Genomic DNA, 13,010 nt, shown 5'->3' on the forward strand with positions numbered 1-13,010 from the left:
GGACGACGGCCCTCAGCCGACCGCCCGAACCGTTCCGTCCGCCTCGTCGGCGCCGCCCACCGCGCCGGGCGCCGCCAGCGGGATCTGCGGCCCCGCGCACTCCCGCAGCCAGCGCCGCAGCACCCCGTGCACCTGCTCGGCCCCCCTCAGCTCCGTGCCCTGCGCCACCGGCGCCGACAGTTCGGCCGGCCACAGCAGGAACGGCCGGGACTGCTCGCCGCCCATACCCCCGTGGGAGCCGATCTGCTCCTCGAAGGCGTGCACCTGGCCCGTGCCCTCGTCGTACATCGAATTCACCATGATGTCGGCGACGTGGGGGAAGGTGTCGGTGCGGCGCACCGCGGCCGCCGCGCCCGGCCCGAAGGACGCCAGCGGCCCCTCCCCGTCCCTCAGCTCCGACACAGGGACCTCGATGCCCCCGCGGCCCAGGACGACCGATCCGTGCCGTTCGCTGCGGACCAGCAGAAAGCCGACGCCGGGGTGGTTGACGAGAGTGCCGAGCAGTGCGGGGCGGCTCCGGTCGAGCTGTTCGCGCGAGGCGCGTCCGCCGATGTCCGGGAAGGAGATCAGGCCGAGGTTGCCGGAGGCGAGGACGACCGGGTCGGACGGCTTCGCGCGGTCTTCCGCCTCGCCCTCCCCGACCGGCCGGTGCAGGGCGATCCGTACCGCGTCACGTGCTTCCGAAGCGCTGCGGGTGCGCTGCGCCCGACGGGGTACGGGCAGCCCGCAGCCCGCCCGCACCAGGTCCTTGAGCGTCAGCCCGTACGCCCCCGCGAAGGTCTCCCCCGGGCTCTGCCCGTGGTCGGAGAGCAGCACGATCCGGTAGGTGCGCGGGGTGTGTTCGGCGACCTTCGCGATCAGGGCGAGCGAGCGGTCCAGGCGCGCGAGCACCTTGTCCGCGTCGCGGCTGTGCGGTCCGGAGTGGTGCGCCACCTCGTCGTACGCGACCAGGTCGGCGTAGACGGCGGTGCGTCCGGCGAACATGTCGCCGATGACGGCGGCGACCACCACATCGCGTTCGACGACGGTCGCGAAGGCCCGGATGAAGGGGTAGAGCCCACCGCGTTTGATCCGGGGTGTGTCCTTCCGTATCCGCGCCCGGGTCGACTGGCCGATCTCTCGGCAGACCTCGGCGACGAACGACAGCGCGGTACGCACGGCGTTGGCCGGATCGGAGAAGTAGGCGAAGTACCCCGCTCTGGAACGGCGGCCCTTGCCGAGCCGGGCCGCCATGGACAGGACGAGCGCCAGCTGGTCGGCGCCGCCGCTGAAGAGGTTGCCGCGGCTGGCGCCGTCGACCGTGAGCAGTCCCCCGTCATGGGTGCGGGCGACGGCCCGGCGCTGGATTTCGAGGGCGCTCGCGGGGCGGCTGGAGACCATGACGGCGCCGGTCTCCTTCTCGTACCAGCGGAAGGCGGGTATGTCGTGGTTGCTGCCGTGCAGGATGCCGAGCTGGCTGGCGCCGGTCTGGCTGGACCAGTCGGTCCGCCAGGGGGTGAGCCGGTGGCCCTCCTCGTCCGCGAGCCAGTCGGCGACGGTCGGCATCAGGCCGGAGCCGGCGGCGCGGGCCAGCACCTCGTGGCCGACGCCGTCGAGCTGGATGAAGACGGTGCCGGGCGGTCCGCTGCGCCCGCTGTCCGCACCGCTGCGCCGTCTGCGGCGGTCGGCGAGCCGGGAGAGGCGGCGGCGGTAGGCGTTGTCGTCGCGGACGGCGAGCGCCGTGGAGGTCGCCGAGGCGACGGCGGACATCACGGCCGCGACGACGACCGCGGTCTCCGGGTTGGCGGCGCCGCGCCCGTCCGGGATCAGCCGCAGGGCGAGCAGCAGCAGCGAGCCGTTCAGGAAGAAGACGAGCATCCCGAGGACGAGTGCGGGCACGACGAGCAGCGCCCGTACCAGGACCGGCCAGACCAGTGCGGACAGCAGACCGAACGCTCCGGCGCCCCAGGCCGCGGTGAACGCGATCTTGGTGATGCTGTCGCCGTCGTCCGACTGGAGCTGGAAGTCCGGCAGAATCCCGGCGAGTACCAGCATCGTGAGCGTCGAGACCGCCCACACCGCAATCACCCGCATCAGGGCGCTGCCGGCTGTTCGCCATCGCCCGTCACCCACGCCGTTCCCACCTCACGTCCGGACCCCGCCGTTCCGGGCCCTGACCCCCCAGCTTTTCACAGCGGGGCCGCGGGCCGCCGGGGGCGACGGGCGGGGGGCTGTTCAGCGGCCGTCGTATCCGGCGGTCGGCATGGAGAGGCGGCGGTGCACGCTCGCCTTGGTACGGGCGCTGTACGGCGGCTCGTCGAGTCCCGCGATCTCCAGCCGTACGCCGCGCCGCTCGCACTCCGCGGCGAACTCCGGAACCGAGGTGAGGGCCCGTGCCAGCACCCGGTCGTTGGCGGCGACGAACAGCTCGACAGCGCCGCTCTCGACATCCGTCCACAGGGCCTGGTGATCGGGGCGCAGCCCGTAGAAGCGCAGCTGCCGGGTGACGACGTATCCCTTGTCGGCGGCCCAGCGGGCGCACATGTCGTGCTGGCTGCGGGTGTCCACGAGGAACGGATCGCTGTCGAGCTCTTCGAGCGGCGTGAGACTGGCGATGGCCGCCACCCGTACGTCCATTGCGTCCCCCATGGCCGCTACCCCCGTGCTAGGCGTACCGGCGACCCTACCCCTCCGGCCCGCGCGCAAGAAGGCGCACGTCGGGACGGGAGGAGCACGGAGCGCGGACGCATGGCGGCGGTGCGCCCCCGCGCCGCGGCGGAACCGGAACCGGGACCGCGGGCGGGGCGGGGGCGCAGGGGGCGCCCGGGTCAGAACGAGGTCATGACGTGCTTGATGCGGGTGTAGTCCTCGAAGCCGTACGCGGAGAGGTCCTTGCCGTAGCCGGACTTCTTGTAGCCGCCGTGCGGCATCTCGGCGACGAGTGCCATGTGGGTGTTGATCCACACGCAGCCGAAGTCGAGGTTCTTGGACATCCGCATGGCGCGGGAGTGGTCCTTGGTCCACACCGAGGAGGCCAGGGCGTAGTCGACGCCGTTGGCGTACGCGACGGCCTGGGCCTCGTCCGTGAACTTCTGGACGGTGATGACCGGGCCGAACACCTCGTTCTGGATGATCTCGTCGTCCTGCTTGAGGCCGGAGACGACGGTCGGGGCGTAGAAGTAGCCCTTCTCGCCGACCCGGTGGCCGCCCGCCTCGACCTCGGCGTGGGCGGGGAGGCGCTCGATGAAGCCGCTGACCTGGGCGAGCTGGTTGGCGTTGTTGAGCGGGCCGTACAGCACGTCCTCGTCGTCCGGCTGTCCGGTCTTCGTGTCGGCGGCGGCCTTGGCGAGGGCGGTGACGAACTCGTCGTGGACGGACTCGTGGACCAGGACGCGGGTCGCGGCCGTGCAGTCCTGGCCCGCGTTGAAGAATCCGCCGACGATCAGGTCCTCGACCGCCTTCTTCAGGTCCGCGTCCTCGAAGACCACCGCCGGGGCCTTGCCGCCCAGCTCCAGATGGACCCGCTTGACGTCCTTGGCCGCGCTCTGCGCGACCTGGATGCCGGCCCGTACCGAACCGGTGATCGAGGCCATCGCCGGAGTCGGATGCTCCACCATCGCACGGCCGGTCTCCCGGTCCCCGCAGACGACGTTGAAGATGCCCCGGGGCAGTCCCAGCTCCTCCAGTACGCCGCCGATGATCCCGGCGATGAGAACGGTGGAGGCGGGGGTGGTGTCGGAGGGCTTGAGGACGACGGCGTTGCCTGCGGCGAGCGCGGGCGCGAACTTCCACACGGCCATCAGCAGGGGGTAGTTCCACGGCGCGACCTGAGCGCAGACGCCGACCGGCTCACGCCGGACGATCGAGGTCATCCCGTCCATGTACTCGCCGGCCGAGCGGCCTTCGAGCATCCGCGCCGCACCCGCGAAGAAGCGGACCTGGTCGATGGCCGGGGCCAGTTCCTCGCTGCGGGTGAGGTGGAGCGGCTTTCCGGTGTCACGGCTCTCGGCGGCCACCAGCTCGTCGGCCCGCGCCTCCATGGCGTCGGCGATCTTCAGCAGGGCCAGCTGCCGTACGGACGGGGTGGTGTCCCGCCAGACGGGGAACGCGGCAGCGGCGGCGGCCATCGCCGCGTCGACATCCGCCTCGCCGGAGAGCGGGGAGGTCGCGTAGACCTCGCCCGTGCTGGGGTCCACGACGTCGAGGGTGCGGCCGTCCGAGGCGTCCGTGAAGGCGCCGTCGATGTAATTGCGGAACGTGGTGCTCATGGAACCGGTCTCTCTCATGGTCGGGCGGCGGTGAACGGTACGGGCGGGACGCGCGGTCAGGCTGCCGTACGGGCGGACAGGTGCTCGTGGACGGCGGGCCAGCTGCCGTCGGCGGCGCGGGCGAACACGATCGTCTCCCGCTCGTGGACGGTCTCCTCGCCGGCCCGGGTGGCGACGGTGGTCTCCACGTCATGGCTGAAGACGGCCGTGGTGCCGTAGTGCTGGACCAGTTGTCCCGTCGAGGTGCAGCGCACGACGCGGAAGTCGTCCTCCGCCACCCACCGCTGCCACAGCGCGCGGTACTCGTCCGTGGAGGCGAGCCGCTGCGGGGTGGAGTGGAAGACGAAGGTGGCGTCCGGGGCGAAGGAGCCGAAGTAGTCGTCGAGGCGGCCCTCGGCGAAGGCGGCGATCAGCGCGTCGGCGGCGGCGCGGACCTCCTGGACCTCCGGAGTCTCCTGGGCGGTCCGGACTTCCCGGGCGGGGGTGGTGCTCATGTACGGCTCCTGGTTGCGGGGCGGGGCGAGGGCGAGCGTCGGAGGGGCCGGCGTTCAGACCGCGGTGGCCGGCTCGGCGGCGGCGGTCTCCTCGTCCTGGTCGCCGACGATCGGCGGGACCTCGGTGTCCGACGCCCTGACGAATCGGGGGCCGTCGGGCCCGTACACCCCGCGCGGCTCGGGGAAGAGGGTGAGCAGGCCGAGGTAGACGACGGCCGCGAGGGCGAGGCCGACCGGCAGGGAGATGTCGGCGCCGTTCGCCAGGTCGCCGAGCGGGCCGACGAACTGGCCGGGCAGGTTGGTGAACAGCAGCGCCACACCGGCGGAGAGGAACCAGGTGGCCAGCCCGCGCCAGTTCCAGCCGTGGTTGAACCAGTAGCGGCCACCGGTCTGGCGGCGGTTGAAGACCTGGAGCGCGTCCGCGTCGTACCAGCCGCGCCGGGTGACGTAGCCGAGTGCCATCACGATCATCCACGGGGCGGTGCAGGTGATGATCAGGGTCGCGAAGGTGGAGATGGACTGCGCGAGGTTGAGCGCGAAGCGGCCGAAGAAGATGAAGGCGATGGACAGGGCGCCGATGAAGAACGTCGCCTGCACGCGGCTGAAGCGGGTGAAGACGCTGGAGACGTCGAGGCCGGTGCCGTACAGCGCGGTCGTGCCGGTCGACAGGCCGCCGATCAGGGCGATCAGGCAGAGCGGCAGGAAGTACCAGCCGGGCGAGACGGCGAGCAGCCCGCCGACGTAGTTGGGGGCGGCCGGGTCGACGTAGTCGGCGGCCTCGGAAGCGATGATCGAGGCGGTGGCCAGGCCGAAGACGAACGGCAGCAGCGTGGCGATCTGGGCGAGGAACGCGGCGCCCATCACCCGGCGCCGGGGCGTCGTGGCGGGGATGTAGCGGGACCAGTCGCCGAGGAACGCCCCGAAGGAGACCGGGTTGGACAGCACGATCAGCGCGGAGCCGATGAAGGACGGCCAGAACAGCGGGTCGGCCGTCGAGGCGAAGGCGCCCGCGTAGCCGGGGTCGAAGTCTCCCGCGAAGGCGAAGACGCCGAGGACGAACAGCGCCGACGCGGCGATCACCGCGATCTTGTTGACCATCAGCATGAAGCGGAAGCCGTAGACGCAGACCACCAGGACGAGCCCGGCGAAGATCGCGTAGGCGATGCCGTAGGTCACATCGGACTCGGGCACGCCGGCGAGCCGGTGGGCACCGCCGACGAGCGCGTCACCCGAGGACCACACCGAGATCGAGAAGAACGCGACCGCGGTGAGGAGCGAGAGGAACGAGCCGACGATCCGGCCGTGCACGCCCAGGTGGGCGGAGGAGGACACGGCGTTGTTGGTGCCGTTGGCCGGACCGAACAGCGCCATGGGCGCGAGCAGCAGCGCACCGGCGACGAGGCCGAGCAGTGTCGCCGCGAGCCCCTGCCAGAAGGAGAGCCCGAACAGGATCGGGAAGGCTCCCAGCACGCACGTCGCGAAGGTGTTGGCACCGCCGAAGGCGAGCCGGAAGAGGTCGACCGGACGGGCGGTGCGGTCGGCGTCGGGAATCCGCTCGACACCATTGGTCTCGACTTTGGTGATCGAGGTAGTCACGGGCGCTCCGCCTTTGGTTCATGAGGCAGTCCCGACGTTCTGTCATGGGACGGTCCCACAGTCTGTGCCCCCGGACGACGGCCGACAATTGTGCACATCACAGAGCACTACCCTGTTGTCTGTGGCCAGCGACAAACTCACCGTCGAGGATCTGCTCTCCTTCCCCGCTCTCCAGCTCTCCGTGAAGGCGGGCGCCGGCGGCCTGGGCCGCTCCGTGTCGTGGGCGCACGCCAGTGAACTCGCCGATCCGACACCCTGGCTGCTGGGTGCCGAGGTGATCATGACGACGGGCCTGGCCGTCCCGCGTACCGCCGCCGGGCAGCGCGCCTATCTGGAGCGGCTCGACGACGCGGGTGTCTCCGCGCTGGCCCTGTCGGCGCAGTTGCACATGCCACCGCTGCACGACGCGTTCTTCCGGGCGGCCGAGGAGCGCGGCTTCCCCGTCCTGGAGGTCCCGCTCGCCGTCCCGTTCATCGCGGTCTCCCAGGAGGTCGCGGCCTCGGTCCAGGAGGACGCCAGGCACCGGCTCGGCGCCCAGCTCCAGGTCTTCGGCTCGCTGCGCTGGCTGGTCGCCGAGGACCTCGACACGCCGACGCTGCTGCGCCGTCTGGAGCGCCTCTCCGGTTACGACGTGTATCTGTGCACGCCGCAGGGGCGGCCCCTGCTGCCGGGAGTGCCGGTGCCGGAGCGGGGCGTGCTGCCCTCGTCGGTGGACGCCCCGCCGACCGTCCCCGGCGGGTTCGTGCTGCCCGTGCCGGCGCCCGGCGGCCCGGCGGGTTTCCTCGTCGCGTACGAACGGGAGGGCGCCCAGCCCGCCGGGCTCGCGGTCGTCCAGCACATCGCCACGGTGGCGGCGCTGCGGGTCGCGATGGTGCGCAACGAGCGCGAGACGCTGCGCCGGGAGGGCGCGGAGACGCTGGCGGAGCTCCTTCAGGAGGTGCTGGACCCGGAGGCGGCCCGGCGCAGGCTCGCCCGGCATGCGATCGAGGGCGACACCGTGCTGATCGTGGTGCGGCAGACCACGGACGAGGCGCTGCTGCGCTGCCTCCAGGACCATCCGCATCTGCTGCTCACCTGGGGCACGGACCGCTATGTCCTGGGGGCGCCGGGGCTGGCCGCGGAGATCGGCGGTCTGCCGGACGTGGCGGCCGGCATGAGCCGCCCGTTCCCGCCGGGTGCCCCGCTGCGGGTGGCCCAGCGCGAGGCTCTCTGGGCGGTCTCGAAGGCCGTCGAGTCGGGCCGCTCCGTGGTCCGCTACGGCGACGACTCGCTGGGCCGCTGGCTGCCCGACGACCCGGCCGTGCTGTCCGCGTTGGTCGGCCATGTGCTGGGCGAGGTCCTGCGCTACGACGCGGCCCACGACTCGCAGCTGTTGGTGTCCGTCCGTACCTGGATGGAGCGGGACCGGCGCACGGAGACGGCTGCCGCCGCGCTCCACATCCACCCCAACACCCTCGCCTACCGGCTGCGCCGCTTCGGTTCGCTGACCGGCCGCGACATGGCGTCCACGGGCGCCCTGGCGGAGGTGTGGCTGGCGATCCAGGCGGCGGGGACGCTGGGTCTCACCGACTGAGAGCGACCGCCGCGGGCGGCGACCGGGCGGAGCCGGGTCACCCGTTCCGGTCACGGCACTAGGCTCGACGCCAGGGCCGGAACGAAGAAACCGGGGAACGGGGAACGAGGAGGCACCGCGTGCCGGTGGAAGTCACCTGGTGGGGTCATGCCACCTGCACGATCGAGGACTCCGGGGTCCGTGTGCTGACCGATCCCCTCTTCGTACGGCGCTTCGCGCATCTGCGCCGGCGCCGCGGCGAGCTGCCCGGCCCCGAGGCCGCGGTCGCCGATGTGGTGCTCGTCTCGCATCTGCACTCCGACCATCTGCATCTGCCGTCGCTGGCCCGGCTCGCCCCCGGCAGCCGGCTGATCGTGCCGACGGGCGCGGTGCGCTCCGTGCCCGGCCTGCGGCTGCTGCGCTCGGTGCGCGGGCTGCGGATCACGGAGGTGGCCCCGGGTGATCAGGTCCGGATCGGCGAGGTGCGGGTACGGGCGGTTCCCGCACTGCACGACGGCAGGCGGCTGCCGATGGGGCCGCATCGCTCCCCCGCGCTCGGCTATGTGGTCGAGGGCGAGGCGCGGACGTACTTCGCCGGCGACACCGGGCTCTTCGACGGGATGGCCGGGGCCGTCGGTCCGGTGGATGTGGCGCTGCTGCCGGTGGGCGGCTGGGGTCCGTATCTGGGGCAGAGCCATCTGGACGCGGGCCGGGCCGCGCAGGCGCTGGCCCGGCTGGCTCCCCGGTCGGCCGTGCCGGTGCACTACGGCACGTACTGGCCGGTCGGCATGGACGGGGTCAGGCCGCACGAGTTCCACTCGCCGGGTGACGAGTTCGTCCGCAAGGCGGCGCTGCTGGCGCCGGAGGTGGCGGTGCACCGGCTGTCGCACGGCGAACAGGTGCGGCCGGAGGCCGCCAGATGATCCAGGAGGTCGTGAGACAGCTGCCCCCGGAGTCGACGCAGCAGGCGGTCGGCTACCCGTCCCTGTTCCTGCTGGTGGCCCTCGGCTCGCTGGTGCCGGTGGTGCCGACGGGTGCGCTGGTGAGTTCGGCCGCCGTGGTGGCGCTGCATCAGTCGTCGCCGTTCTCGCTGCTGATCGTCTTCGCGGTGGCTTCGGCCGCGGCGTTCCTCGGCGACATCTGCCTGTACTGGCTCGGTCAGCGCGGGGTGCGGTCGAAGAACGGTTCGAAGTGGCTGCGGGCGATCAGCGGCCGGGCCGCTCCGGAGCGGCTGGCGCAGGCGCAGCGGAAGCTGGACGAGCACGGTGCGGCGGTGCTCGTGCTGTCGAGGCTGGTACCGGCGGGACGGATACCGGTGATGCTGGCCTGTCTGCTGGGCCGGATGCCGCTGCGCCGGTTCGCCCGCGGGGATGTACCGGCCTGTCTGGCGTGGGCGGCGACGTACCAGCTGATCGGCGTTCTGGGCGGTTCGCTCTTCCCCGAACCGTGGCAGGGCGTGGTCGCGGCGTTGGGTCTGACGCTGCTGATCAGCGGGGCTCCCGCGGCGTGGCGCAGGATGCGGGCGCGGTTCAGCCACTGAGTGTTCGGGTTGCCGGGACGAGCAGGCGGGAGCCGCCGATCGGCAGGTCCCAGAGCTGTGTCCGGGGGTGTCCGGCCCGCTGCCAGGCGGTGCGCAGCCGGGCCAGCGGTTCCAGTACGGGCTCCGCGGAGAGCAGGAAGGCTGCCCAGTGCATCGGCGCCATCGCGCGGGCGCCGAGGTCCTCGTACGCCTGCACGGCCTCCTCCGGATCGGTGTGGACGTCACCGAGCCACCAGCGCGGTTCGTACGCCCCGATCGGCATCAGGGTCAGATCGATGCCGGGGTACCGGCGGCCGATCTCGCCGAACCAGTGCCCGTACCCGGTGTCCCCCGCGAAGTGGATCCGCTGCCCGCCGCTGTCCGGCGTGCTGATGATCCAGCCGCCCCACAGGGAGCGGCAGGTGTCGGTGAGGGTCCGCTTGGACCAGTGGTGGGCGGGCACGAAGTCGAAGCGGACACCGTCCAGCTCGGCCGACTCCCACCAGTCGAGTTCGGTGACGCAGGTGAAGCGGCGGCGGCGGCACCAGCGGCCGAGCCCGGCGGGGACGAAGAGCGGAGTGTCCCTGGGCAGTCTGCGCAGGGTGGGGGCGTCGAGGTGGTCGTAGTGGTTGTGGCTGATGACGACGGCGTCGACGGGCGGCAGGTCCTCCCAGCGGACGCCGACCGGCGTGATCCTGGCCGGTGTGCCGAGGATACGCCGGGACCAGACGGGGTCGGTGAGGACGGTGAGCCCGCCGGTGCGGACGATCCAGCTGGCGTGCCCGGCCCAGGTGACGGAGGTGGTGCCGGTCGGGGTGACGGGCAGGGGTTCGGGGGCGTACGGGAGCCGGTGGATGCCGCGCAGCCCCTCCGCGTTGGGCCGCAGGGCGCGTTCACGGGCCAACCGGGACATGCTCATGACACTCGGAAGCGGCGTGGTGAGCCGGTCGGCGAAGGTCCTGGGCCAGACCCGGACCTCGCCGAGCGGACGCGGTTCGACGAGCTCTCCGCGAGGGGTCCGGTGCGGGTGGGTGGTCCCGGTGCGGGAGCGCTCGGTCTGTTCCGTCATCGAGAGACTCCCGTCTCGCTGTTCCTCATCGGAGTTCGTCGAGTGCCGTCCCGAAAATGCTCAGGGCTTCGGCCACGTGCGGCAATTCCAGGGGCTCCACAGCGGTGAGGGACTCCATCTGCTGCTGCGGGGTCGACCCGAGCAGCGGCCCGGTGCCCAGGCGTACCCGCAGCGCCCCCAGCTCGTCGCCGAACCGGTGGCCGCCGGGCGCCGGTGCGCCGAGACGTTCCGTCAGGTACTCCTCCAGCTCCAGGGAGTCCGTGACACCGCGGTTCACCAGCCGCGTGCGGAGCGGCCCGAGGTCGGCGTAGAGATGGCGTCCCGCCTGCGGGGGCCTGGCCAGCGCGCCCGACGCGAGGACCGCCCGGTGGGCCGCCGCCGCGACCTTCGCCTGGAGCGCGGCGGCCCGGCGGACCCGGTCCCTGACGGAATCCGGTTCGCGCAGCGCGTGGGCGGCGGCTCTGGCGACGGGTCCCGCGACGAGCGCGCCGAGCGCGGTGAGGATGTCGAGGGTGCGGGCGTGGCGCGCCGCCGCCCGCTCGGTGTCCGGGAACCGGGCGACCGCGACCGGCCACGCGGACGGGGTCAGCGCGCCGGCGAGGTCGCTGACGACCGTGACGTCGTCGGGGCACATCTCGGCCGGGCTGAGCAGGACCGTGTCGTGCGGCCGGTGCAGGGTGTCGCGCCAGGTCTCGTCGCTGACGATGTGCATCCCCTCGGCGACCGCGGCCTCGCACGCCTCGCGCACGAGTTCCGGCGGGGCGACGGTGGCGGTCGGATCGTCGACGACGGAGATCAGCAGCAGCCGGGGCCGGCCGCCCTCGGCGCGCACCCGGCGTACGGTCTCCAGCAAGGCGTACGGATCGGGCACGCCGCCGCACTCCGCCGGGGTCGGCACATGGTAGGCGGGCCGGCCCAGCAGCCGGGCCTGCGGAATCCAGGTGGCCGTGCAGGGGCGCGGCATGAGCACGTCGCCGCCGTGCGCGGCGATCAGCGCCAGCAGCAACGGCGACGCGCCGGGGGCGGCGGCGACGTGCTCCGGGCCGCCGTGCAGTCCGCGCCGCGCCCAGTAACCGGTCGCGGCCTCGCGCAGGGCGTGGCCGCCGCCGGTCGGTTCGGGTTCGCCGCAGCCGGCCGCGGCGGCGAGCACCTCGGCCAGCTCGGGCAGGACGGGCAGACCGGGAGCGGGAGCCGGCGGCCCGTACCGGACGGGCCCGTGGTCCTCCCGTACGGAACGCGCACCGCCCCCGCCCTTCTGCCCGCGCCCCGCCAGTCCGGTCCGCCCGGTCCGCTTCCGCCCCATCGAGCCTCCTTCGCCGCCGCCCGTCGCCCTGTTCCGTGCGTCACGCACTCGCTCACGGCCCTTTATACGAGGGTTCGACCGACTGCGCCCGCCCAGCGGAACCGCGACACGTGGCTGCCTGGAGAGACGGGCTCAGCCCGCGAAGGCCGTCCCGGGCATCCCGCGCCCCGCGCCCGGCAGCACCAGCAGCGAACCGGACAGCGGGTGCGGGGCGTCGAGCCCCACGCGGGCCGAGGAGATGTAGAGGTCGCGCAGGTCCTCACCGCCGAAGGCGCAGGCGGTCGGCCGCTGTACCGGAAGTCCGACGACGCGGTCCAGGGCTCCGTCTGCCGTGTAGCGGCGCACCGCGGCGCCGTCCCACAGGGCGACCCACACGGCGCCCTCGGCGTCGACGGCCAGCCCGTCGGGGAAGCCCGCGCCCTCCTCGACCGTGGCGAACGGGCGCCGGTTCACGGCGTGTTCGCCGTCGAAGTCGAAGACGTCGATACGGCGCGTGGGCGTGTCGATGAAGTACATCAGCCGCTCGTCCGGGCTCCACCCGATGCCGTTGCTGCAGGCCACGACGGGCAGCACCGTGGTGACCTCGCCGCCGGCGGCGACGCGGGCGAGGCTGCCGCCGGTCTCCGCGCCGTCGTCACGCATGGTGCCCGCCCAGAACGCACCGTCCGGCGCCACCGCCGCGTCGTTGCCCCGGCGACCGGGCTCGGGATCGTGGACCAGCCAGCTGAAGGCACCGTCGGGGTCGTACAGGCCGATGCCGTCGCGCAGATTGACGACAAGTCCGCCACCGGCGCGCGGTTTGGCCGCTCCGACGTGCTGTTCGGTGGCCATCACCGTTCGTCGGCCGGTCACCGGGTCGTAGGTGTGCACGCGGGCGGAGACGATGTCCACCCAGATCAGCCGGCCGGTGGCCGGGTCCCAGGTCGGGCCCTCGCCGAGCTCGGCCCGCTCGTGTACGGCCACATCCAGGCCCGCGTTGGTCATGACTGCCCCTCGTGGTGTCCGAGCCGGCCGGAGAACGCATCGGCGCCGGGCCCTCGGCGGGGCCCGCCGGCTCCTTCTCGCGCTCCCCGGTCCGTCGGACCGGAATCACGGACACACAGTAGCCGCGTGGTCATGACCCCGGCGCGGCGACCGGGCGACCGGGTGACGCCGAGGCACTCGGACGGGGCCGGCGGCGCCGGCCGAGCAGCGCGAGCGACCCGGTCTGCGGGCCGGCGCCCGCCGATA

General features: G+C 73.0%; 11 protein-coding genes. 3 read left to right on the forward strand and 8 right to left on the reverse strand.

Annotated features, from left to right (window positions below; all coding sequences use genetic code 11):
* Window positions 1-12: 12 nt before the first annotated feature.
* From ACIOMQ_RS23920 to ACIOMQ_RS23940, 5 genes are all read right to left on the reverse strand, one after another.
* Window positions 13-2,112, reverse strand: coding sequence for a phage holin family protein (locus ACIOMQ_RS23920; RefSeq protein WP_362196679.1), 2,100 nt, complete (start codon window positions 2,110-2,112; stop codon window positions 13-15).
* 102 nt (window positions 2,113-2,214) lie between these two features.
* A complete protein-coding gene (locus ACIOMQ_RS23925; protein ID WP_362196682.1) occupies window positions 2,215-2,628 on the reverse strand; it encodes a hypothetical protein in 414 nt (137 codons plus the stop codon).
* Between the two features lie 179 nt (window positions 2,629-2,807).
* Window positions 2,808-4,247 (reverse strand): gamma-aminobutyraldehyde dehydrogenase, encoded by a 1,440-nt coding sequence (locus ACIOMQ_RS23930; protein WP_402190230.1) that lies wholly within the window; start codon window positions 4,245-4,247, stop codon window positions 2,808-2,810.
* 56 nt (window positions 4,248-4,303) lie between these two features.
* Window positions 4,304-4,741, reverse strand: coding sequence for a nuclear transport factor 2 family protein (locus tag ACIOMQ_RS23935; protein WP_362196688.1), 438 nt, complete (start codon window positions 4,739-4,741; stop codon window positions 4,304-4,306).
* 54 nt (window positions 4,742-4,795) lie between these two features.
* A complete protein-coding gene (locus ACIOMQ_RS23940) occupies window positions 4,796-6,337 on the reverse strand; it encodes a purine-cytosine permease family protein (RefSeq protein WP_401265791.1) in 1,542 nt (513 codons plus the stop codon).
* Window positions 6,338-6,458: 121 nt separating this feature from the next.
* Here ACIOMQ_RS23940 and ACIOMQ_RS23945 point away from each other — a divergent pair, with 121 nt between their 5' ends.
* From ACIOMQ_RS23945 to ACIOMQ_RS23955, 3 genes are all read left to right on the forward strand, one after another.
* Complete coding sequence (locus ACIOMQ_RS23945; protein ID WP_362196694.1) at window positions 6,459-7,910, forward strand: PucR family transcriptional regulator; 1,452 nt, start codon at window positions 6,459-6,461, stop codon at window positions 7,908-7,910.
* Window positions 7,911-8,029: 119 nt separating this feature from the next.
* Window positions 8,030-8,812 (forward strand): MBL fold metallo-hydrolase, encoded by a 783-nt coding sequence (locus ACIOMQ_RS23950; RefSeq protein WP_362196697.1) that lies wholly within the window; start codon window positions 8,030-8,032, stop codon window positions 8,810-8,812.
* Window positions 8,809-9,429, forward strand: coding sequence for a VTT domain-containing protein (locus ACIOMQ_RS23955; RefSeq protein WP_362196700.1), 621 nt, complete (start codon window positions 8,809-8,811; stop codon window positions 9,427-9,429). The genes ACIOMQ_RS23950 and ACIOMQ_RS23955 overlap by 4 nt, the downstream gene beginning before the upstream one ends.
* On the opposite strand, the gene ACIOMQ_RS23960 is transcribed toward ACIOMQ_RS23955, so the two are convergent.
* The 3 genes from ACIOMQ_RS23960 to ACIOMQ_RS23970 all read right to left on the reverse strand — a co-directional run bounded on the left by ACIOMQ_RS23960 (window position 9,419) and on the right by ACIOMQ_RS23970 (window position 12,764).
* Window positions 9,419-10,477, reverse strand: a complete 1,059-nt coding sequence (locus ACIOMQ_RS23960; RefSeq protein ID WP_362196703.1) for an MBL fold metallo-hydrolase — start codon at window positions 10,475-10,477, stop codon at window positions 9,419-9,421. The two genes, ACIOMQ_RS23955 and ACIOMQ_RS23960, sit on opposite strands and share 11 nt — an antisense overlap.
* Before the next feature lie 25 nt (window positions 10,478-10,502).
* Window positions 10,503-11,780, reverse strand: a complete 1,278-nt coding sequence (locus ACIOMQ_RS23965) for an aminotransferase class I/II-fold pyridoxal phosphate-dependent enzyme (RefSeq protein WP_402190233.1) — start codon at window positions 11,778-11,780, stop codon at window positions 10,503-10,505.
* 132 nt (window positions 11,781-11,912) lie between these two features.
* Window positions 11,913-12,764 carry an SMP-30/gluconolactonase/LRE family protein gene (locus tag ACIOMQ_RS23970; protein ID WP_362196709.1) on the reverse strand — a complete coding sequence of 284 codons (852 nt, stop codon included), beginning with the start codon at window positions 12,762-12,764 and terminating at the stop codon, window positions 11,913-11,915.
* Window positions 12,765-13,010 lie beyond the last annotated feature (246 nt).

It is taken from the genome of Streptomyces sp. NPDC087845, assembly GCF_044742755.1.
In the GTDB taxonomy this organism is placed as follows: Bacteria; Actinomycetota; Actinomycetes; order Streptomycetales; family Streptomycetaceae; genus Streptomyces.